This is a genomic window from Marinobacter sp. C2H3 (assembly GCF_037080155.1).
Classification (GTDB): domain Bacteria; phylum Pseudomonadota; class Gammaproteobacteria; order Pseudomonadales; family Oleiphilaceae; genus Marinobacter.
In genome coordinates this window covers 153014-171359 of record NZ_JBBBNZ010000006.1, presented here as the reverse complement: position 1 = coordinate 171359, position 18346 = coordinate 153014, and the positions used below count along the sequence as shown (strand labels likewise).

Below are 18346 nucleotides of genomic sequence, written 5' to 3'. Positions count from 1 at the left end.
TACGTAGCTGTCCGGATGGCTGGTTAAAAAGAGATCAGTCATCTTGACTGACCGGGGGCGCAGGCTTACACTTGCGTCCCTTAAATTTTACCCCCTGTTCAGGGGGTAAGTTTCATTGGAATGTTTTTTGGAGTTTGCTTACATGGCAACGATTAATCAGTTGGTGCGTAAGCCTCGTAAGCGCAAGGTAGCCAAGAGCGACGTTCCCGCGCTCCAGGCCTGCCCGCAGCGCCGTGGTGTGTGTACTCGTGTATACACCACAACGCCGAAGAAGCCGAACTCTGCACTGCGTAAAGTGTGCCGTGTTCGTCTGACCAACGGCTACGAGGTTTCCTCATACATCGGTGGTGAAGGTCACAACCTTCAGGAGCACAGTGTAGTGCTTATCCGTGGCGGTCGTGTAAAAGACCTTCCGGGTGTGCGTTACCACACCGTGCGCGGAACGCTGGACACCCAGGGTGTACAGAACCGTAAGCAGGGCCGCTCCAAGTACGGTGCAAAACGACCCAAGTCCTGATGTCCCTAGCGGGTGTCTTTTATCGTTGCTTGTCAGAACGGTAAGAGTAAGGCTGAGTAGCCAGGTGCTATCTCAGGGGTTCCTGAAGACCTTTTAACGATAAGGGCTTATCGATGCCTAGAAGAAGAGTTGCAGCAAAACGGGAAATCATTCCCGATCCGAAATTCGGCAGTGCACGGCTTGCCAAGTTCATCAACCACGTGATGGAAAGCGGCAAGAAATCCGTAGCAGAGCGCATTGTTTACGGCGCGCTCGACATTGTTGCCGACAAGTCTAAAGAAGAGCCGATCGAAATGTTCGAGAAGGCCCTGGAGAACATCCAGCCGATGGTTGAGGTTAAGTCCCGTCGCGTCGGTGGTGCCACCTACCAGGTGCCGGTTGAAGTTCGGCCTTCCCGTCAAAACGCGCTGGCGATGCGCTGGCTCGTTGAATTTTCCCGGAAGCGCGGTGAGAAGAGCATGGCGCAGCGTCTGGCCGGAGAAATCCTCGACGCCGCCGACAGCAAGGGTGCCGCTGTGAAGAAGCGCGAAGACGTGCACCGTATGGCAGAAGCCAACAAGGCATTCTCTCACTTCCGTTTCTAATCAGCCGAGGTTTATATCGTGGCACGCAAGACTCCGATCAAGCGTTACAGAAACATTGGTATTTGTGCGCACGTCGATGCGGGCAAAACCACAACCACCGAGCGGGTTCTGTTCTACACGGGCATCTCCCACAAGATCGGTGAGGTTCATGATGGCGCTGCCACCATGGACTGGATGGAGCAGGAGCAGGAGCGTGGTATTACTATCACGTCTGCCGCAACCACCTGCTTCTGGCAAGGCATGGACAAGCAGTATCCGGAACACCGGATCAACATCATCGATACCCCGGGCCACGTGGACTTTACCATCGAGGTAGAGCGTTCCCTGCGTGTTCTGGACGGCGCTGTTGTGGTGTTCTGTGGTTCCTCCGGTGTAGAGCCGCAATCCGAAACCGTATGGCGTCAGGCCAACAAGTACGAAGTGCCCCGGATGGTGTTCGTCAACAAGATGGACCGCGCCGGCGCGAACTTCCTGCGCGTGGTTGCTCAGATCAAGAACCGTCTGGGTGCGACTGCGGTTCCCATCCAGCTGCCGATCGGTGCCGAAGAAAACTTCGCGGGCATCGTCGATCTGATTCGTAACAAGGCGATTTACTGGAATGAAGAAGATTCCGGTATGACCTACGAGCAGAAAGACGTTCCGGCCGAGATGGCGGACGAGGTTGCCAAGTACCGTGAGCAGATGGTCGAGGCCGCTGCCGAGGCCAATGAAGAGCTCATGGAGAAGTACCTGGAGGGCGGTGAGCTGTCCATCGACGAGATCAAGCAGGGCTTGCGCCAGCGCACCCTCGCCAACGAAATCGTTGTGGCCACCTGTGGTTCCGCGTTCAAGAACAAGGGCGTTCAGGCGGTTCTGGACTCTGTGATCGAATTCCTGCCGGCGCCTGACGAAGTCAAGGCGATCCGCGGTGAGGTGGATGACGAAGGCACCGAAGAGACCCGTCCGGTAGACGACGATGCCCCGTTCGCGGCGCTGGCGTTCAAGATTGCTACGGACCCGTTCGTAGGTACGCTGACCTTCTTCCGGGTCTACTCCGGCAAGCTGGAGAGCGGCTCTGCCGTGTACAACTCGGTCAAGCAGAAGAAAGAGCGTGTTGGCCGGATGGTGCAGATGCACTCCAAAGAGCGTCAGGAGATCAAGGAAGTGCTGGCGGGCGATATCGCCGCCGCCATTGGTCTGAAGAGCGTCACCACCGGTGACACCCTGTGCGATGAGAACCACAAGATCGTTCTCGAGCGCATGGAATTCCCGGAGCCGGTTATCTCTGTCGCGGTTGAGCCGAAGTCCAAGGCCGATCAGGAGAAGATGGGCGTCGCTCTGGGCAAGCTGGCCCAGGAAGACCCGTCGTTCCGTGTCCGGACCGATGAAGAGTCTGGCCAGACCATCATCTCCGGTATGGGTGAGCTTCACCTGGACATCATCGTTGACCGTATGCGTCGCGAGTTCAAGGTTGAGGCGAACATCGGTAAGCCGCAGGTGGCCTACCGCGAGTGCATCCGCAAGCCGGTGGACGTTGAAGGCAAATTCGTTCGTCAGTCCGGTGGTCGCGGTCAGTACGGTCACGTCAAGATCAAGCTCGAGCCGCTGCCGCTGGACGATGAAGATGGTGAGAACTTTATCTTCGTGAACGAGATCGTGGGTGGTGTGGTTCCGAAGGAATACATCCCGGCCGTTCAGCAGGGTATTTCCGAGCAGATGCAGAACGGCTGTCTGGCCGGCTATCCTCTGCTGCGCATCAAGGCGACCCTGTACGACGGTTCCTACCACGACGTTGACTCCAACGAGATGGCGTTCAAGATTGCCGGCTCCATGGCGATGAAGAAAGGCGCCCTGGAAGCCAATCCGGCACTCCTGGAGCCCATCATGAAGGTGGAAGTCGTCAGCCCTGAGGATTACATGGGCGATGTCGTCGGCGACCTGAACCGTCGTCGCGGCCTGATTCAGGGTATGGATGATAGCCCGTCGGGCAAGATCATCCGCGCGGAAGTTCCGTTGTCGGAGATGTTCGGTTACGCCACTGACCTGCGGTCTGCGACCCAGGGTCGGGCGTCCTATGCGATGGAATTCTCTCGCTATATGGAAGCTCCGTCGAACATTGCCGAAGCGATCATTAAAAAGGGTTGATCCCAGGACTTAAGTAACAGGAAGAGGTGTAACCGTGTCTAAAGCAAAATTTGAGCGTAACAAGCCGCACGTAAACGTGGGCACCATTGGTCACGTTGACCATGGTAAGACCACTCTGACCGCCGCCCTGACCCGTGTATGTCACGAAGTCTGGGGCACTGGCGAGAGCCGTGCATTCGACCAGATCGACAACGCTCCGGAAGAGCGCGCGCGTGGTATCACCATCGCGACCTCCCACGTTGAGTACGATTCCCCGACCCGTCACTACGCACACGTTGACTGCCCGGGCCACGCCGACTATGTGAAGAACATGATCACCGGCGCGGCACAGATGGACGGCGCTATCCTGGTGTGCTCCGCTGCTGACGGCCCCATGCCGCAGACCCGTGAGCACATCCTGCTGTCCCGTCAGGTTGGCGTACCGTTCATCGTCGTGTTCCTGAACAAGGCCGACATGGTGGACGACGAGGAGCTTCTGGAGCTGGTCGAGATGGAAGTTCGCGATCTGCTGAGCCAGTACGACTTCCCGGGCGACGACACCCCGATCATTACCGGCTCTGCGCTGATGGCGCTGGAAGGTAAAGACGACAACGAGATGGGCACCACCGCTGTCAAGAAGCTGGTCGAGGCCCTGGACGAGTACATCCCTGAGCCGGAGCGCGCGATTGATCAGCCGTTCCTGATGCCGATCGAGGACGTCTTCTCCATTTCCGGCCGTGGTACCGTGGTCACTGGCCGTGTTGAGCGGGGCGTGATCAAGGTTGGTGAGGAAATCGAGATTGTTGGTATCAAGGATACCGTCAAGACGACCTGTACCGGCGTTGAGATGTTCCGCAAGCTGCTGGACGAAGGCCGTGCCGGTGAGAACGTCGGTGTTCTGCTGCGTGGTACCAAGCGTGACGACGTTGAGCGTGGTCAGGTTCTGTGTAAGCCGGGTACCATCAAGCCGCACACCAAGTTCGAGTGCGAAGTGTACGTACTGTCCAAGGAAGAAGGTGGTCGTCATACCCCGTTCTTCAAGGGCTACCGCCCGCAGTTCTACTTCCGGACCACTGACGTGACCGGTTCTTGCGAACTGCCGGAAGGTGTTGAGATGGTAATGCCGGGTGACAACGTCAAGATGAGCGTCACCCTGATTGCTCCGATCGCCATGGAAGATGGCCTGCGCTTCGCGATTCGTGAAGGCGGCCGTACCGTTGGTGCCGGCGTGGTCTCCAAGATCCTCGAGTAATTTGCTCGCTGGATCCGGAAAAGGGGCTGAGTTATCAGCCCCTTTTTCTGTTTGTCGCAACGGTTTGCCCGATCCTGTCCCCCAGCGTCGCTGTTGACAGGGTTGGGTATTCTGCATACAATGCGGCTCCTTTTTTTGAAGGTCGGCTAACTAGTCGCTGCCACAAGTGGAGTTTGGTGCATCATGCAAAGCCAAAAAATTCGTATTCGGTTGAAGGCGTTTGATTACCGCCTGATCGACCAGTCCACGCAGGAGATCGTCGATACCGCGAAGCGGACCGGCGCTCAGGTGCGTGGCCCGATTCCTCTGCCGACGCGCAAGGAAAAGTACACCGTACTGATCTCCCCGCACGTGAATAAAGACGCGCGCGACCAGTACGAGATTCGTACCCACAAGCGTCTGCTCGACATCGTCGAGCCGACCGAAAAGACAGTAGATGCTTTGATGAAGTTGGACCTGGCAGCAGGTGTAGACGTTCAGATCAGCCTCGGCTGATACCGCCCGGTATCAGTCTGTGTAACTGTCCTAAGGCCATAGAGGGTGAGAGCCCCGTACACTTAAGAGGTGAAACATGGCAATTGGTGTAGTCGGTCGTAAGGCCGGTATGACCCGTATTTTTACGGAAGACGGGCAGGCATTGCCCGTAACGGTAATCGAGGTTGAGCCCAACCGGATTACCCAGCTGAAAACCCTCGAATCCGACGGATATCGCGCCGTTCAGGTAACGGTCGGCGTTCGTCGCTCCTCTCGTGTCACCAAGTCCGAGGCGGGCCATTTCGCGAAGGCGGGCGTTGAAGCCGGTCGTGGCGTATGGGAATTCCGTCTGGCTGACGGCGAAGGCGAAGAGCTGGCTGCTGGTGGTGAGATCACCGCGTCAGTCTTCGAAGACGGTCAGATGGTGGACGCCATCGGTCAGTCCAAGGGTAAAGGCTTCCAGGGCGGCGTTAAGCGCTGGAACTTTGCCATGCAGGACGCCACCCACGGCAACTCCCTGTCCCATCGTGCGCCGGGTTCCATTGGTCAGAACCAGACCCCTGGCCGGGTGTTCAAGGGCAAGAAGATGGCGGGCCAGATGGGTAATGCACAGGTTACCGTGCAGAACCTGAAGATCGTCCGTGTCGACGCCGAGCGCAACCTGCTGCTGGTGAGTGGTGCCGTACCGGGCGCAACTGGCGGCGACGTTGTCATCAAGCCTGCAGTGAAAGCCTGAGGAGCGGTTCGATGGAATTGACAATTACTGGTAGCGGCAAAGGCATCGAAGTTTCCGACGCCACGTTCGCCAAAGATTTCAACGAGTCCCTGGTGCACCAGGTCGTCACCGCGTACCTCGCCGGCGGTCGTCAGGGTACCAAGGCTCAGAAGACACGTTCCGAAGTCAGCGGCGGCGGCAAGAAGCCCTGGCGCCAGAAGGGCACCGGTCGTGCCCGTGCTGGTACCATCCGCAGCCCGATCTGGCGTTCCGGTGGCGTAACGTTCGCGGCAAAGCCCCGTGATTTCGAGCAGAAAGTCAACCGCAAGATGTACCGCGCGGCCATGCGCGCCATCCTGTCCGAGCTGGTTCGTCAGGAGCGGCTGGTTGTGGTGGACGAACTGACGGTAGAGACCCCGAAGACCAAGGCCTTCAATGCGAAGCTGAAGGATCTGGGTGTATCCAGCGCGCTGATCCTGTCCGAGAGCGTTGAGCAGAACCTGCACCTGGCCGCTCGCAACATCCCGCACGTTGACGTGCGCGACGTTGCCGGCCTGGATCCGGTCAGCCTGGTTGCCTTCGAAAACGTTGTGGTCACCGTTTCCGCTCTGAAGAAGATCGAGGAGATGCTGGCATGAATCAGGAACGTATCTACAAGGTCCTGCTCGGACCTCACGTATCAGAGAAAGCGTCTCTGGCGGCAGAGCGTGGTCAGGTGGTCTTCCGTGTAGCCCCGGACGCCACCAAGCCGGAGATCAAGAAAGCCGTTGAGCAGCTGTTCAACGTCACCGTCGAAGGTGTTCAGGTTCTGAATCGCAAGGGTAAGCTCAAGCGCACTATCCGCGGGTTCGGCAAGCGTAATGACATTCGAAAGGCTTACGTCAAGCTGGCAGAAGGTCAGAACATCGATTTTCTGGATGTGGAATAAGGTAAAGGGGTCGTAATATGCCGATCGTCAAAACCAAGCCAACATCTGCCGGACGCCGTCACGTTGTAAAAATTTACAACCCGGACCTCCATAAGGGGCGCCCTTTCGAGCCGCTGGTAGAAACGCTGAACAAGACCGGTGGTCGTAACCACTTCGGTCGCATCACCACCCGTCACGTGGGCGGTGGTCACAAGAAGCATTACCGTGTTATCGACTTCAAGCGGAACAAGGACGGTATCCCGGCGGTCATCGAGCGCCTGGAATACGATCCGAACCGCTCTGCGCATATCGCGCTGGTCAAGTATGCCGATGGCGAGCGTCGTTACATCATCGCTCCGAAAGGCATGAAGGCCGGTGATCCTGTGCGTTCCGGCGTCGACGCGCCGATCAAGGTGGGCTCCACGCTGCCGCTCCGGAACATTCCGGTCGGTTCCGTGATCCACTGCGTCGAACTCAAGCCTGGCAAAGGTGCACAGCTGGCCCGTTCTGCGGGCGCATCCGTACAGCTGGTTGCTCGGGAAGGGGCTTACGCCACTATCCGCCTGCGCTCAGGTGAAATGCGAAAGGTGCTTGTGGAGTGCCGTGCAACGTTGGGCGAAGTGTCCAACAGCGAGCACAGCCTCAAGCAGCTTGGTAAAGCGGGTGCATCACGTTGGCGCGGCAAACGGCCAACAGTACGTGGTGTTGCTATGAACCCAGTTGACCACCCGCATGGTGGTGGTGAAGGGCGTACCTCTGGCGGGCGTCACCCGGTTACTCCGTGGGGTGTTCCGACCAAAGGGCATAAAACTCGTAAGAACAAGCGTACTGACAAGATGATAGTACGTCGTCGTTCGGCCAAGTAAACGACTACATAGAGGTAATTGCTGTGCCACGTTCTTTGAAGAAAGGTCCTTTTATAGACCTGCATCTGTTGAAGAAGGTCGAAGCAGCTCTGGAAGCGAATGACAAGCGGCCGATCAAAACCTGGTCCCGCCGGTCAACGATCTTCCCGGAGATGGTAGGCCTGACCATTGCAGTCCATAACGGCAAGCAGCACGTGCCGGTTTATGTCACCGAAGACATGGTTGGACATAAACTCGGCGAGTTCGCGGCAACGCGGACGTTCCGTGGTCATGCGGCCGACAAGAAAGCCAAACGCTGAGTGAGGTAATAGAAATGGAAGTAGCAGCCAAGTACAAGGGCGCTCGCCTCTCAGCTCAGAAAGCGCGTCTTGTCGCTGACCAGGTACGCGGCAAGGCTGTTGAGGACGCCCTGAACATTCTGACTTTCAGCCCGAAAAAGGCGGCGGTGGTCATCAAGAAAGCTCTTGAGTCCGCCATTGCCAACGCTGAGCACAACGAAGGTCTGGACGTGGATGAACTGCGGGTTTCCACCATCATGGTGGATGAAGGCCCGACGCTCAAGCGCATCAAGGCTCGAGCCAAGGGGCGCGCTGATCGTATTTTCAAGCGCACCTGCCATATCACCGTCAAGGTCGCCGACAAGTAGGAGATGCTCAGATGGGTCATAAAGTAAATCCGAACGGCATCCGTCTGGGTGTGATCAAAGAGCACAACTCAGTCTGGTATGCCGATAAAAAGAGCTACGCGAAAAACCTGTTGAACGATATTCAGGTCCGCGAGTTCTTGGACAAGCGCCTGGTGAAGGCGTCTGTCAGCAAAATTGTGATCGAGCGCCCGGCTCAGAATGCCCGGATCACGATCCATACCGCCCGCCCCGGTATTGTCATTGGCAAGAAGGGTGAAGATGTTGACCGTCTGCGTCGCGAAGTGAGCGACATGATGGGTGTGCCTGTGCACATCAACATCGAGGAAGTCCGCAAGCCGGATCTCGACGCTCGCCTGGTCGCACAAAACGTGGCCGGTCAGCTGGAGCGCCGTGTGATGTTCCGTCGCGCCATGAAGCGTGCGGTGCAGAACGCCATGCGCCAAGGTGCCAAGGGCATCAAGATCCAGGTTGGTGGCCGTCTCGGCGGCGCTGAAATTGCCCGTTCCGAGTGGTACCGCGAAGGTCGCGTGCCCCTGCACACTCTGCGTGCAGACATTGATTACGCGACCTACGAAGCGCATACCACGTACGGTGTTATCGGCGTCAAGGTATGGATCTTCAAAGGTGAGATTCTTGGTGGTATGGAGCAGGTCCGTGCTGACAAGAAAGCCTCTGGGAAGAAAGGTTCTAAGTAAAGGGGCACTCTTATGCTGCAACCAAAACGCACCAAATTCCGCAAGGTAATGAAAGGCCGTAACACCGGTCTTGCTCAGCGTGCCAACAAGGTGAGCTTCGGTGAATACGGATTGAAGGCCACCAGCCGTGGCCGTATAACTGCGCGCCAGATTGAAGCGGCGCGTCGGACCATGACCCGCCGCATCAAGCGGGGCGGCAAGATCTGGATCCGGGTCTTCCCGGACAAGCCGATCACTGGCAAGCCGCTCGAAGTCCGGATGGGTAAGGGTAAGGGTTCTGTCGAGTATTGGGTGGCTGAGATCCAGCCGGGCCGCATGCTGTATGAGATGGAAGGCGTCGCCGAAGATGTGGCGCGTGAAGCCTTCGCTCTGGCCGCAGCGAAACTGCCCGTACAGACCACCTTCGTAACGAGGACGGTGATGTGATGAATGCAACAGAGCTGCGTGACAAGTCAGTCGAGGAGCTGAACAAAGAGCTGATCGACCTCCTGAAGGAGCAGTTCAACCTGCGCATGCGTAAGGCGACGGGTCAGCTGAATCAGTCTCACCTCCTCGGCAAGGTGAAGCGTGACATTGCTCGCGTGAAAACAGTATTGAACGAAAAGGCAGGACAGTGACATGACCGAAGCTACCCAAACTGCCAGAACGCTGAGCGGCAAGGTCGTGAGCAACAAGATGGATAAGTCCATCGTGGTCCTGGTTGAGCGTCAGGTTAAGCATCCTCTGTACGGCAAGTACATGAAGCGTTCAACCAAGATCCATGCGCACGACGAAAGCAATCAGTGCAACATCGGTGACACCGTAACCATTCAGGAAACCCGCCCGGTCTCGAAGACCAAAAGCTGGGCCCTGGTGGAAGTCACCGAACGCGCGTCCAAGGTGTAATTCGCCCGGAGAACAACCATGATTCAGACTCAAACCATGCTTGAAGTCGCGGATAACAGTGGTGCACGGCAGGTTATGTGCATCAAGGTCCTGGGCGGATCTCACCGGCGTTATGCGAGCGTTGGGGATATCATCAAGGTGACCGTCAAGGAAGCCATCCCTCGCGGCAAGGTGAAGAAAGGCCAGGTCCTCAAGGCTGTGGTCGTGCGCACCCGCAAGGGTGTTCGTCGCCCGGACGGATCCCTGATCCGCTTCGATGGCAACGCGGCGGTACTTCTGAACAATCAGGACGCGCCCATCGGTACCCGTATCTTCGGACCGGTTACCCGTGAGCTGCGCAACGAGAAGTTCATGAAGATTATCTCACTGGCACCCGAAGTACTTTAAAGGACCAGAGGCCGGTTATGAAAAAGATCAAACGAGATGACGAAGTTATCGTCACCACGGGGAAAGACAAGGGCAAACGTGGTAAAGTCCTGAAGGTTCAGGACGACGGCCGTGTGATTGTTTCCGGGATCAACATGATCAAGAAACACACCAAGCCGAACCCGATGCTGGGCACCCCAGGTGGCATCGTCGAGAAAGAAGCGCCTATCCAGGCTTCCAACGTGGCTATTTTTAATCCGCAGACCGGCAAAGCCGATCGCGTGGGCTTCCAGATCAAGGAAGACGGCGCGAAAGTGCGGATCTTCAAGTCCACGAACGAAGCTGTCGATAACCAGTAAGCGGTGGTGGTTACGATGCTAAACAGCAAAGAGCAGTACAGTAAGGAAGTGGTACCCGCCCTGCAGAAGGAGTTCGGCTACAAGAACATCATGCAGGTGCCGCGTATCGAGAAGATCACCCTGAACATGGGTGTCGGCGAAGCGGTTGGCGACAAAAAGCTGATCGAGAATGCGGTTGCTGACCTTGAGCGTCTGGCCGGCCAAAAGGTCGTTGTCACCAAGGCTCGCAAGTCAGTTGCCGGGTTCAAGATCCGTGAAGGTTGGCCTATTGGCTGCAAGGTAACCCTGCGCGGCGAGCGTATGTGGGATTTCTTCGATCGTCTGGTGCACATTGCGGTCCCCCGCATTCGTGACTTCCGCGGTCTGAATCCGAAGTCCTTCGACGGTCGCGGTAATTACAGCATGGGCGTGCGTGAGCAGATCATCTTCCCTGAAATCGAGTACGACAAGGTCGACAAGATTCGCGGGCTGGATATCACCATCACCACCACCGCCGGTACCGATGACGAAGGTCGTGAACTGTTGAAAGCCTTTGGCTTTCCGTTCAAGAAATAAGGAACGAGTGACATGGCGAAGGTTTCCATGAAGAACCGTGAGCTCAAGCGCGAGCAGACGGTGGCGAAGTATGCCGCCAAGCGCGCCGAGCTCAAGGCGATTATCAAGAACCCGAACACCAGCGAAGAAGAGCGTTGGGACGCACAGATGAAGCTCCAGCAGCTTCCCCGTGATGCGTCACCCTCCCGCCTTCGGAATCGTTGCCAGGTGACCGGTCGTCCGCACGGCGTTCTGCGCAAGTTCGAGCTTTCACGGATCAAACTCCGTGAATACGGCATGCGCGGTGACGTTCCCGGCCTGACCAAAGCAAGCTGGTGAGATAGGCTCCTGACTCGGTCAGGAGCCTGTTGGTAAGCGGTGCGGCACGCCGCTGCACAACTGAAAAGATCAGGAGCCTCACACCAATGAGTATGCAAGATACGCTTGCGGATATGATTACCCGTATCCGTAACGCACAGATGGCATCGAAAGCTGACGTGACGATGCCGTCTTCCAAAATGAAGATCTCCGTGGCCCAAGTCCTTAAGGACGAAGGCTACGTCCAGGATTTTTCCGTCTCAGCTGACGCCAAGCCCGAGCTGACGATCACCCTGAAGTACTTCGGCGGTAAGCCCGTTATCGAAGACATCAAGCGGGTCAGTCGTCCGAGTCTGCGCCAGTACCGTGGCGCAGGGAAACTGCCGAAGGTGTCCGGTGGTCTGGGAGTTGCGATTGTGTCCACGTCCAAGGGCGTGATGACCGATCGTGCCGCGCGCGCTGCCGGTGTCGGTGGCGAAGTCATCTGCACCGTATTCTAGGAGATTCACATGTCCAGGGTTGCCAATAATCCTGTCGTGCTGCCTTCCGGTGTTGAGGTTAAGCTGAACGGACAGGAAATTAATGTGAAGGGCTCCAAGGGAGCGCTTCAATTCACGATCCATCAGGCGGTAGAAGTGAAGCAGGACGACAACGTTCTGCGGTTCGCTGCCCGTGATGGCGCCAAGCAGTCCCGCGCTCTTGCCGGTACCACCCGCGCGTTGGTCAACAACATGGTGACCGGTGTGTCAGCGGGTTGGGAGCGCAAGCTCATGTTGACGGGCGTAGGTTACCGTGCCCAGGCGCAGGGTAAGAAGCTCAATCTGACGCTGGGTTTTTCTCACCCGGTCGAGTATGAGCTGCCCGAGGGGATCACCGCCGAGACTCCGTCCAATACGGAAGTCGTGATTCGCGGTATCGACAAGCAACAGGTTGGCCAGGTCGCTGCGGAAATCCGCGCGTTCCGTCCGCCCGAGCCGTACAAAGGCAAGGGTGTTCGTTATGCGGATGAGCAGGTCAGACGCAAAGAAGCCAAGAAGAAATAAGGCGGGACTATGAGCGCGAATATTGAAAGACTGCGTCGCGCACGCAAAGTGCGCATGAAGATCCGTGAGCTGGGTACTGACCGTCTGTGCGTTCACCGTACGCCGCGTCACATGTACGCCCAGGTCACCACTGCCGACGGCAGCAAGGTTCTGGCTTCTGCCTCCACTCTCGACAAGGAGCTGCGTCAGGGCGTCACCGGTAATGTTGAGGCGGCCAAGAAGGTCGGCCAACTGATCGCTGAGCGTGCGAAGGCCGCCGGCGTTGAGAAGGTCGCGTTTGATCGCTCCGGTTACCGTTATCACGGTCGCGTCCAGGCTCTGGCCGACGCTGCCCGTGAAGCTGGCTTGCAATTCTAAGAGGTGGAGAAGATGAGCGTTAATGATCAGAAGGCGCCTGAGCTCCAGGAGAAGCTGGTTCAGGTTAACCGCGTCGCCAAGGTGGTTAAGGGCGGTCGGATTTTTGCCTTTACCGCACTGACCGTGGTCGGTGACGGCAAAGGTCGTGTCGGTTTCGGTCGCGGCAAGGCTCGCGAAGTGCCGGTGGCGATCCAGAAGGCAATGGAAGCGGCCCGCAAGAACATGGTTGATGTTGCCCTTGACGGCTCCACGCTGCAGTACCCGGTTCGGGCGCAGCACGGTGGCTCCAAGGTGTACATGCAGCCGGCTTCCGAAGGTACCGGTATCATCGCCGGCGGCGCCATGCGTGCCGTTCTGGAAGTGGCGGGTGTCCATAACGTACTGTCCAAGTGCTATGGGTCCACCAACCCGGTGAACGTGGTACGTTCCACCATCAAGGGTCTGCAGGCAATGAAAGCGCCTGAAGACGTGGCAGCCAAGCGCGGCAAGTCCGTGGAAGATATTCTGGGTTGATGTCATGGCGAACGCAAAAACGATCAAAGTTACACTGACCCGCAGCCCCATCAGCTGTCAGCCCAAGCACAAACTGTGCGTCAAGGGCTTGGGTCTTCGTAAAATCGGTCACACCGTGGAAGTGGAGGATACCCCTTCCGTTCGCGGCATGATCAACCGGGTAAACTACCTGGTTCGGGTTGAGGAGAACTGAGATGCGTCTGAACGAACTTGCTCCGGATCCCGGTTCACGTCCGTCCGCTAAGCGCGTCGGTCGCGGTATCGGTAGCGGCCTCGGCAAGACCGGCGGCCGTGGCCACAAAGGTCTGAAGTCCCGCTCCGGCGGCAGCGTTGCACCTGGTTTCGAGGGCGGCCAGCAGCCGCTGGCTCGTCGTCTGCCGAAGTTCGGCTTCGTATCACGGCAGCAGCGCTACGTCGCTGAAATCCGCCTGAACGAGCTGACCAAGGTCGATGGTGACGTGGTGGATCTGGAAAGCCTGAAGAAGGCCGACGTGATTCGCGAGGAAATCCGAGTAGCGAAAGTGATCCTGTCCGGTGAAATTGATCGGGCGATCACCGTCAAGGGCCTGCGGGTTACCAAGGGTGCACGCGAGGCAATTGCCGCCGCGGGTGGAAAAGTCGAAGACTAAGGCGAGTCGAGGACTAGATGGCCAAGACAGCATCATTGCCTGCGGGCGCGGGAAAAGGACTGGCAGAGCTGCGTTCGCGGCTCTGGTTCGTCTTCCTGGCATTGTTGGTGTACCGTATCGGTGCGCACATCCCGGTGCCGGGTATCAACCCCGACCGTCTGGCGGCACTGTTTGAGCAGAATCAGGGAACCATCCTGAGCATGTTCAACATGTTTTCCGGTGGTGCGCTTGAGCGTATGAGTATCTTCGCACTCGGCATCATGCCGTATATTTCCGCGTCCATTATCATGCAGCTCATGACGGCGGTCAGCCCGCAGCTTGAGCAGCTGAAAAAGGAAGGGGAGGCTGGCCGTCGCAAGATTAGCCAGTACACCCGATACGGCACGGTGATTCTGGCGCTCGTTCAGGGCGCCGGTATTTCCATGGGGCTCGCATCCCAGGGCGTCACCTTTACAAACAGCTTCAGCTTCCACTTCGTGGCGGTTGTGTCGTTTGTCTGTGGTGCGGTCTTTATGATGTGGCTCGGCGAGCAGATCACCGAGCGCGGTATCGGCAACGGTATCTCCCTGCTGATTTTCACCGGCATCGTGGCTGGCCTGCCTGGCGCTATCGGCCAGACGCTCGAACAGGCCCGTAACGGTGAAATGAGCCTTCTGGTGGTCCTGGGTATCGCGATTCTGGCGGTGGCTGTGGTTGGCTTCGTGGTGTTTATGGAAAGGGGGCAGCGCCGCCTGACCATAAATTACGCCAAGCGGCAACAGGGGCGGCGCATGTTCGCCCAGCAGTCCAGTCATCTGCCGCTGAAGGTGAACATGGCCGGCGTTATCCCGCCGATCTTTGCGTCATCCATCTTGCTGTTTCCGGCGTCTCTCGGCCAGTGGTTTGGCCAGAACGAAGGTATGCAGTGGCTGAGCGATCTGTCCCAGGCGCTGGCCCCGAGCCAGCCGTTGTACATCCTCCTGTTTGCGGCAGCAGTGATTTTCTTCTGCTACTTTTACACAGCGCTGATGTACAACCCGAAGGAAGTTGCGGATAACCTCAAGCGTTCCGGCGCCTTTATTCCGGGCATTCGCCCGGGCGAGCAGACGGCCAAGTACATCGACGGTGTGCTGACCCGGCTGACCCTGTTCGGTGCAATCTACATTACAGCGGTGTCCCTGTTCCCCCAGTTCCTGATGGTGGCCGGAAACGTGCCTTTCTATCTGGGCGGCACCTCACTGCTGATTGTGGTAGTCGTGGTGATGGATTTCATGGCACAGGTTCAGTCTCACCTGATGTCCCATCAGTATGAATCGCTGATGAAGAAATCCAATCTCAAGGGCTATGGACGGAACGGCTGACGGCCGTTCCCCGTGAAAACTGGAGTCGACAATGAAAGTACGCGCTTCGGTAAAGAAAATTTGCCGTAACTGCAAAGTAATTCGTCGCAATGGCTCGGTCCGGGTCATTTGCACGGAGCCTCGTCACAAGCAGCGTCAGGGCTGATCCTTCGGGAACCGACCGACGCTGACGAAGGGGTACGAAATGGTGGCGCTTGACTCCCCATGGGGTCAGGCGCTATTATTTCGCGCCCTTTTTGTGGCGGAAAATTCACACAGCAAAGCTTTGAACGCGGAGTAATTTGGATGGCACGTATAGCCGGTGTCAATATACCCGACAACAAACATGCTGTTATCTCGCTGACCTACATCTTTGGTGTTGGCAAGACGACAGCTCAAAAGCTTTGCGATGCAACCGGCGTCAAGCCGGACGTCAAGGTCAAGGACCTGAGCGACGAGCAACTTGAAGCGCTTCGTAGCGAAGTGGGCAAGGTGACCGTTGAAGGCGATCTGCGTCGTGAAGTACAGATGAACATCAAGCGTTTGAAGGATCTCGGTTGCTTCCGTGGTCTGCGCCACCGTCACGGCCTTCCGGTCCGTGGTCAGCGCACCAAGACCAATGCTCGCACCCGCAAAGGTCCGCGCAAACCGATTCGCAAGTAACAGGTAGGCAAACATGGCAAAGCCAGGTACACGTACCCGTAAAAAGGTGAAAAAGACGGTTGTTGATGGCGTCGCGCACATTCACGCGTCCTTCAACAACACCATCGTGACCATTTCGGACCGTCAGGGCAACGTTCTGTCCTGGGCCACCTCTGGTGGTTCCGGCTTCCGCGGCTCACGTAAGAGTACACCTTTTGCTGCGCAGGTAGCAGCTGAAAGAGCCGGTAACGCGGCTGCTGAATACGGCCTTAAAAACCTGGATGTTGAGGTTAAGGGTCCTGGGCCCGGACGTGAGTCTGCGGTTCGTGCGCTGAACGCGTGCGGCTACAAGATCACCAACATCACTGATGTGACGCCGATTCCCCACAACGGCTGTCGTCCGCCCAAGAAGCGCCGCGTCTAACACAGGAGACAGTGAAATATGGCTCGTTATATAGGCCCGAAGTGCAAGCTGTCTCGTCGTGAAGGGACAGATCTTTTTCTGAAGAGCGGCGTTCGCGCGCTCGATTCCAAGTGCAACATCGAGACTCCGCCGGGTGTTCACGGCGCGCGTCGCGGTCGTCTGTCCGAGTACGGCGTACAGCTTCGTGAAAAGCAGAAAGTTCGTCGTATCTACGGTGTGCTTGAAAAGCAATTCCGTGGTTACTACAAAGAGGCTGCCCGTCAGAAGGGCGCAACTGGTGAAAACCTGCTGCGTCTGCTGGAAGGTCGTCTTGATAACGTTGTATATCGCATGGGCTTCGGTTCCACCCGTGCGGAAGCTCGTCAGCTGGTCTCCCACAAGGCCATCCAGGTGAATGACCAGACGGTGAACGTGCCGTCCTACCAGGTCAAGCCGGGTGACGTTGTGAGCGTGCGCGAGAAAGCCAAAAACCAGCTGCGCGTTAAAGGCGCTCTGGAACTGGCTGGCAGCCGCGCTGAGGTAAGCTGGATCGAGGTTGACGCCAACAAGATGTCCGGCGTTTACAAAGCAGTGCCTGAGCGCACTGAGTTGTCTTCCGACATCAACGAGAACCTCATCGTCGAGCTTTACTCCAAGTAAAGCCCAGTAAGCAACGATAGCAGATAGGGGCGTCTATGCAGCGTTCAGCACATGAGTTATTGACACCTCGTACCATTGACGTGAAGGAATCCGGTGCGACTCGCGCCAAGGTGACGCTGGAGCCTCTGGAAAGAGGTTTTGGCCACACCTTGGGCAGCGCGCTGCGCCGGATCCTCTTGTCCTCGATGCCGGGCTGTGCCATCACGGAGGCGCAGATTGACGGTGTCCTGCACGAGTACAGCGCCATTGAGGGTGTCCAGGAAGACGTCATCGAGATTCTTCTGAATCTCAAGGGCGTCGCGGTGAAAATGAACGGCCGTGATGAAGCTGAGCTTACCCTCAGCAAAAAGGGCCCGGGCGTTGTGACCGCGGGTGACATCAAGCTTGACCACGACGTCGAGATTGCGAACCCGGATCACGTGATCTGTCATCTTAGTGAGAACGGTGAAGTGAACATGCGTCTGCGCCTCGCGCGCGGCCGTGGTTACGAGCCGGCAGATCAGCGTGGCCTGGACGAGGACGAGACTCGTGCCATTGGACGCCTGCAGCTGGATGCGACCTTCAGTCCGGTCCGTCGTGTGGCCTACGCCGTTGAAAGCGCGCGGGTAGAGCAGCGGACCGACCTGGACAAGCTGGTGATTGATCTGGAGACCAACGGCACCATCGACCCGGAAGAAGCGATTCGCCGGGCGGCCACGATTCTCCAGCAGCAACTGGCGGTCTTTGTTGATTTCGATCACGAGAAAGAGCCGGAGCGCGTTGAAGAAGAGGAAGAAATCGATCCGATTCTGCTGCGTCCCGTCGACGATCTGGAATTGACTGTGCGTTCAGCGAACTGCTTGAAGGCTGAAAACATTTACTATATCGGCGATCTGATCCAGCGTACCGAAGTGGAGCTGCTGAAGACGCCTAACCTTGGCAAAAAGTCGCTTACCGAGATCAAGGACGTCCTCGCGTCCCGTGGTTTGTCTCTGGGCATGCGTCTTGATAACTGGCCGCCGGCTAGCCTTCGTGGCGACGACCGGGTTCTGGGCGGTTAATCGCCGATTAGTTTCAGGTAAGGAATCAGAGCAATGCGTCATCGTAAGAGTGGTCGTAAGTTCAACAGGACCAGTGCGCATCGCAAGGCCATGTTCCGTAACATGACTGCGTCACTGGTTGAACACGAGCTGATCAAGACGACGCTCCCGAAAGCCAAAGAGCTGCGTCGGGTAGCAGAGCCGTTGATCACGCTCGCAAAGCAAGATTCGGTTGCAAATCGTCGTCTGGCGTTTTCTCGCCTGCGCAACGATGCGGTGGTGGCCAAGCTGTTTGATGAGCTGGGTCCCCGCTTTAGCGACCGTCCGGGTGGATACCTCCGGATTCTGAAGTGCGGCTTCCGTGCCGGCGACAACGCGCCTATGGCGTTCGTTGAAGTGATTGGCCGTCCTCTGGACGTGGAAGCGGAAGAAGTGGACGAAGACGACGAGTAAGTTCGTTGGCTTCTGTCACAAAAAACGGGCTCCTTCGGGAGCCCTTTTTTTTGCCTTTGGGGTGAAGTCGGGGTCAGATGAAGGCGT

At 57.4% G+C, this 18346-nt stretch carries 32 protein-coding genes; all 32 read left to right on the top strand.

From position 1 onward, the window contains the following. The first annotated feature begins 142 nt into the window (after nt 1-142). The 32 genes from rpsL to rplQ all read left to right on the top strand — a co-directional run bounded on the left by rpsL (nt 143) and on the right by rplQ (nt 18259). Entirely contained in the window at nt 143-517 is a 375-nt protein-coding gene (gene rpsL, locus V3388_RS15440) for a 30S ribosomal protein S12 (RefSeq protein WP_008174844.1), read from the top strand. A 113-nt stretch (nt 518-630) separates the two neighbouring features. Then, nucleotides 631-1101 carry a 30S ribosomal protein S7 gene (gene rpsG, locus V3388_RS15435; RefSeq protein WP_239039233.1) on the top strand — a complete coding sequence of 157 codons (471 nt, stop codon included), beginning with the start codon at nt 631-633 and terminating at the stop codon, nt 1099-1101. Nucleotides 1102-1119: 18 nt separating this feature from the next. Continuing rightward, nucleotides 1120-3225, top strand: a complete 2106-nt coding sequence (gene fusA / locus V3388_RS15430) for an elongation factor G (RefSeq protein WP_336368469.1) — start codon at nt 1120-1122, stop codon at nt 3223-3225. Nucleotides 3226-3259: 34 nt separating this feature from the next. Beyond that, on the top strand, nt 3260-4456 hold the full coding sequence (gene tuf, locus V3388_RS15425; protein ID WP_336368468.1) for an elongation factor Tu: 1197 nt from the start codon (nt 3260-3262) through the stop codon (nt 4454-4456). Between the two features lie 183 nt (nt 4457-4639). After that, nucleotides 4640-4951 carry a 30S ribosomal protein S10 gene (gene rpsJ, locus V3388_RS15420; protein ID WP_004580743.1) on the top strand — a complete coding sequence of 104 codons (312 nt, stop codon included), beginning with the start codon at nt 4640-4642 and terminating at the stop codon, nt 4949-4951. Between the two features lie 76 nt (nt 4952-5027). Continuing rightward, nucleotides 5028-5666, top strand: a complete 639-nt coding sequence (gene rplC / locus V3388_RS15415) for a 50S ribosomal protein L3 (RefSeq protein ID WP_336368467.1) — start codon at nt 5028-5030, stop codon at nt 5664-5666. An 11-nt stretch (nt 5667-5677) separates the two neighbouring features. Then, on the top strand, nt 5678-6283 hold the full coding sequence (gene rplD / locus V3388_RS15410) for a 50S ribosomal protein L4 (protein ID WP_336368466.1): 606 nt from the start codon (nt 5678-5680) through the stop codon (nt 6281-6283). Then, complete coding sequence (rplW, locus tag V3388_RS15405; protein WP_336368465.1) at nt 6280-6573, top strand: 50S ribosomal protein L23; 294 nt, start codon at nt 6280-6282, stop codon at nt 6571-6573. The genes rplD and rplW overlap by 4 nt, the downstream gene beginning before the upstream one ends. Before the next feature lie 17 nt (nt 6574-6590). After that, entirely contained in the window at nt 6591-7418 is an 828-nt protein-coding gene (gene rplB / locus V3388_RS15400) for a 50S ribosomal protein L2 (protein ID WP_336368464.1), read from the top strand. 23 nt (nt 7419-7441) lie between these two features. Continuing rightward, nucleotides 7442-7717, top strand: coding sequence for a 30S ribosomal protein S19 (gene rpsS / locus V3388_RS15395; RefSeq protein WP_076723152.1), 276 nt, complete (start codon nt 7442-7444; stop codon nt 7715-7717). Between the two features lie 14 nt (nt 7718-7731). Then, nucleotides 7732-8064: a 50S ribosomal protein L22 gene (gene rplV / locus V3388_RS15390; protein WP_336368463.1), complete on the top strand. Its 333-nt coding sequence runs from the start codon at nt 7732-7734 to the stop codon at nt 8062-8064. Nucleotides 8065-8075: 11 nt separating this feature from the next. Continuing rightward, a complete protein-coding gene (gene rpsC / locus V3388_RS15385; protein WP_336368462.1) occupies nt 8076-8759 on the top strand; it encodes a 30S ribosomal protein S3 in 684 nt (227 codons plus the stop codon). A gap of 12 nt (nt 8760-8771) precedes the next feature. Beyond that, nucleotides 8772-9185 (top strand): 50S ribosomal protein L16, encoded by a 414-nt coding sequence (gene rplP, locus V3388_RS15380; RefSeq protein WP_336368461.1) that lies wholly within the window; start codon nt 8772-8774, stop codon nt 9183-9185. Next, entirely contained in the window at nt 9185-9376 is a 192-nt protein-coding gene (rpmC, locus tag V3388_RS15375; protein WP_148607563.1) for a 50S ribosomal protein L29, read from the top strand. The genes rplP and rpmC overlap by 1 nt, the downstream gene beginning before the upstream one ends. Before the next feature lies 1 nt (nt 9377). After that, nucleotides 9378-9644: a 30S ribosomal protein S17 gene (rpsQ, locus tag V3388_RS15370; protein WP_092005427.1), complete on the top strand. Its 267-nt coding sequence runs from the start codon at nt 9378-9380 to the stop codon at nt 9642-9644. An 18-nt stretch (nt 9645-9662) separates the two neighbouring features. Continuing rightward, nucleotides 9663-10031 carry a 50S ribosomal protein L14 gene (gene rplN / locus V3388_RS15365; protein WP_007154005.1) on the top strand — a complete coding sequence of 123 codons (369 nt, stop codon included), beginning with the start codon at nt 9663-9665 and terminating at the stop codon, nt 10029-10031. 17 nt (nt 10032-10048) lie between these two features. Then, a complete protein-coding gene (gene rplX, locus V3388_RS15360; RefSeq protein WP_336368460.1) occupies nt 10049-10369 on the top strand; it encodes a 50S ribosomal protein L24 in 321 nt (106 codons plus the stop codon). Nucleotides 10370-10384: 15 nt separating this feature from the next. Then, nucleotides 10385-10924 carry a 50S ribosomal protein L5 gene (gene rplE / locus V3388_RS15355; RefSeq protein ID WP_336368459.1) on the top strand — a complete coding sequence of 180 codons (540 nt, stop codon included), beginning with the start codon at nt 10385-10387 and terminating at the stop codon, nt 10922-10924. A gap of 12 nt (nt 10925-10936) precedes the next feature. Beyond that, nucleotides 10937-11242, top strand: a complete 306-nt coding sequence (gene rpsN, locus V3388_RS15350; protein WP_336368458.1) for a 30S ribosomal protein S14 — start codon at nt 10937-10939, stop codon at nt 11240-11242. A gap of 86 nt (nt 11243-11328) precedes the next feature. Beyond that, a complete protein-coding gene (rpsH, locus tag V3388_RS15345) occupies nt 11329-11721 on the top strand; it encodes a 30S ribosomal protein S8 (RefSeq protein WP_336368457.1) in 393 nt (130 codons plus the stop codon). Nucleotides 11722-11730: 9 nt separating this feature from the next. Then, nucleotides 11731-12264: a 50S ribosomal protein L6 gene (gene rplF, locus V3388_RS15340; RefSeq protein ID WP_336368456.1), complete on the top strand. Its 534-nt coding sequence runs from the start codon at nt 11731-11733 to the stop codon at nt 12262-12264. Nucleotides 12265-12273: 9 nt separating this feature from the next. Continuing rightward, nucleotides 12274-12621, top strand: coding sequence for a 50S ribosomal protein L18 (rplR, locus tag V3388_RS15335; protein ID WP_336368455.1), 348 nt, complete (start codon nt 12274-12276; stop codon nt 12619-12621). Between the two features lie 12 nt (nt 12622-12633). Then, nucleotides 12634-13134, top strand: coding sequence for a 30S ribosomal protein S5 (gene rpsE / locus V3388_RS15330; protein WP_336368454.1), 501 nt, complete (start codon nt 12634-12636; stop codon nt 13132-13134). A gap of 4 nt (nt 13135-13138) precedes the next feature. After that, nucleotides 13139-13327, top strand: a complete 189-nt coding sequence (gene rpmD / locus V3388_RS15325) for a 50S ribosomal protein L30 (protein WP_336368453.1) — start codon at nt 13139-13141, stop codon at nt 13325-13327. Between the two features lies 1 nt (nt 13328). Continuing rightward, nucleotides 13329-13763, top strand: coding sequence for a 50S ribosomal protein L15 (gene rplO / locus V3388_RS15320; RefSeq protein ID WP_336368452.1), 435 nt, complete (start codon nt 13329-13331; stop codon nt 13761-13763). Between the two features lie 17 nt (nt 13764-13780). After that, nucleotides 13781-15103 (top strand): preprotein translocase subunit SecY, encoded by a 1323-nt coding sequence (gene secY, locus V3388_RS15315; protein WP_336368451.1) that lies wholly within the window; start codon nt 13781-13783, stop codon nt 15101-15103. A 31-nt stretch (nt 15104-15134) separates the two neighbouring features. Next, on the top strand, nt 15135-15248 hold the full coding sequence (gene rpmJ, locus V3388_RS15310; protein WP_004580765.1) for a 50S ribosomal protein L36: 114 nt from the start codon (nt 15135-15137) through the stop codon (nt 15246-15248). Nucleotides 15249-15388: 140 nt separating this feature from the next. After that, complete coding sequence (rpsM, locus tag V3388_RS15305) at nt 15389-15745, top strand: 30S ribosomal protein S13 (protein ID WP_336368450.1); 357 nt, start codon at nt 15389-15391, stop codon at nt 15743-15745. Nucleotides 15746-15758: 13 nt separating this feature from the next. Next, the gene (rpsK, locus tag V3388_RS15300; protein ID WP_007153992.1) at nt 15759-16148 is read left to right on the top strand and encodes a 30S ribosomal protein S11; all 390 of its coding nucleotides are present in this window, start codon (nt 15759-15761) and stop codon (nt 16146-16148) included. Nucleotides 16149-16166: 18 nt separating this feature from the next. Continuing rightward, entirely contained in the window at nt 16167-16787 is a 621-nt protein-coding gene (rpsD, locus tag V3388_RS15295; RefSeq protein ID WP_336368449.1) for a 30S ribosomal protein S4, read from the top strand. Nucleotides 16788-16822: 35 nt separating this feature from the next. Continuing rightward, a complete protein-coding gene (locus V3388_RS15290) occupies nt 16823-17827 on the top strand; it encodes a DNA-directed RNA polymerase subunit alpha (RefSeq protein WP_336368448.1) in 1005 nt (334 codons plus the stop codon). A gap of 33 nt (nt 17828-17860) precedes the next feature. Continuing rightward, nucleotides 17861-18259, top strand: a complete 399-nt coding sequence (gene rplQ / locus V3388_RS15285) for a 50S ribosomal protein L17 (protein WP_336368447.1) — start codon at nt 17861-17863, stop codon at nt 18257-18259. Nucleotides 18260-18346: the final 87 nt, after the last annotated feature.

What these genes read in the sequence shown, in the direction of transcription:
- rpsK (WP_007153992.1), top strand. Translation starts at nt 15,759, where the DNA reads ATGGCAAAGCCAGGTACACGTACCCGTAAAAAGGTGAAAAAGACGGTT.
- rpmC (WP_148607563.1), top strand. Translation starts at nt 9,185, where the DNA reads ATGAATGCAACAGAGCTGCGTGACAAGTCAGTCGAGGAGCTGAACAAA.
- rpsM (WP_336368450.1), top strand. Translation starts at nt 15,389, where the DNA reads ATGGCACGTATAGCCGGTGTCAATATACCCGACAACAAACATGCTGTT.
- rpsQ (WP_092005427.1), top strand. Translation starts at nt 9,378, where the DNA reads ATGACCGAAGCTACCCAAACTGCCAGAACGCTGAGCGGCAAGGTCGTG.
- rpsD (WP_336368449.1), top strand. Translation starts at nt 16,167, where the DNA reads ATGGCTCGTTATATAGGCCCGAAGTGCAAGCTGTCTCGTCGTGAAGGG.
- secY (WP_336368451.1), top strand. Translation starts at nt 13,781, where the DNA reads ATGGCCAAGACAGCATCATTGCCTGCGGGCGCGGGAAAAGGACTGGCA.
- rplB (WP_336368464.1), top strand. Translation starts at nt 6,591, where the DNA reads ATGCCGATCGTCAAAACCAAGCCAACATCTGCCGGACGCCGTCACGTT.
- rpsN (WP_336368458.1), top strand. Translation starts at nt 10,937, where the DNA reads ATGGCGAAGGTTTCCATGAAGAACCGTGAGCTCAAGCGCGAGCAGACG.
- rpmD (WP_336368453.1), top strand. Translation starts at nt 13,139, where the DNA reads ATGGCGAACGCAAAAACGATCAAAGTTACACTGACCCGCAGCCCCATC.
- rplQ (WP_336368447.1), top strand. Translation starts at nt 17,861, where the DNA reads ATGCGTCATCGTAAGAGTGGTCGTAAGTTCAACAGGACCAGTGCGCAT.
- rplW (WP_336368465.1), top strand. Translation starts at nt 6,280, where the DNA reads ATGAATCAGGAACGTATCTACAAGGTCCTGCTCGGACCTCACGTATCA.
- rpsG (WP_239039233.1), top strand. Translation starts at nt 631, where the DNA reads ATGCCTAGAAGAAGAGTTGCAGCAAAACGGGAAATCATTCCCGATCCG.
- rpmJ (WP_004580765.1), top strand. Translation starts at nt 15,135, where the DNA reads ATGAAAGTACGCGCTTCGGTAAAGAAAATTTGCCGTAACTGCAAAGTA.
- rpsJ (WP_004580743.1), top strand. Translation starts at nt 4,640, where the DNA reads ATGCAAAGCCAAAAAATTCGTATTCGGTTGAAGGCGTTTGATTACCGC.
- rpsH (WP_336368457.1), top strand. Translation starts at nt 11,329, where the DNA reads ATGAGTATGCAAGATACGCTTGCGGATATGATTACCCGTATCCGTAAC.
- rplE (WP_336368459.1), top strand. Translation starts at nt 10,385, where the DNA reads ATGCTAAACAGCAAAGAGCAGTACAGTAAGGAAGTGGTACCCGCCCTG.
- rpsE (WP_336368454.1), top strand. Translation starts at nt 12,634, where the DNA reads ATGAGCGTTAATGATCAGAAGGCGCCTGAGCTCCAGGAGAAGCTGGTT.
- rplP (WP_336368461.1), top strand. Translation starts at nt 8,772, where the DNA reads ATGCTGCAACCAAAACGCACCAAATTCCGCAAGGTAATGAAAGGCCGT.
- rplF (WP_336368456.1), top strand. Translation starts at nt 11,731, where the DNA reads ATGTCCAGGGTTGCCAATAATCCTGTCGTGCTGCCTTCCGGTGTTGAG.
- rplC (WP_336368467.1), top strand. Translation starts at nt 5,028, where the DNA reads ATGGCAATTGGTGTAGTCGGTCGTAAGGCCGGTATGACCCGTATTTTT.
- rplR (WP_336368455.1), top strand. Translation starts at nt 12,274, where the DNA reads ATGAGCGCGAATATTGAAAGACTGCGTCGCGCACGCAAAGTGCGCATG.
- rpsL (WP_008174844.1), top strand. Translation starts at nt 143, where the DNA reads ATGGCAACGATTAATCAGTTGGTGCGTAAGCCTCGTAAGCGCAAGGTA.
- rplO (WP_336368452.1), top strand. Translation starts at nt 13,329, where the DNA reads ATGCGTCTGAACGAACTTGCTCCGGATCCCGGTTCACGTCCGTCCGCT.
- rplV (WP_336368463.1), top strand. Translation starts at nt 7,732, where the DNA reads ATGGAAGTAGCAGCCAAGTACAAGGGCGCTCGCCTCTCAGCTCAGAAA.
- rplX (WP_336368460.1), top strand. Translation starts at nt 10,049, where the DNA reads ATGAAAAAGATCAAACGAGATGACGAAGTTATCGTCACCACGGGGAAA.
- V3388_RS15290 (WP_336368448.1), top strand. Translation starts at nt 16,823, where the DNA reads ATGCAGCGTTCAGCACATGAGTTATTGACACCTCGTACCATTGACGTG.
- rplN (WP_007154005.1), top strand. Translation starts at nt 9,663, where the DNA reads ATGATTCAGACTCAAACCATGCTTGAAGTCGCGGATAACAGTGGTGCA.
- rplD (WP_336368466.1), top strand. Translation starts at nt 5,678, where the DNA reads ATGGAATTGACAATTACTGGTAGCGGCAAAGGCATCGAAGTTTCCGAC.
- rpsC (WP_336368462.1), top strand. Translation starts at nt 8,076, where the DNA reads ATGGGTCATAAAGTAAATCCGAACGGCATCCGTCTGGGTGTGATCAAA.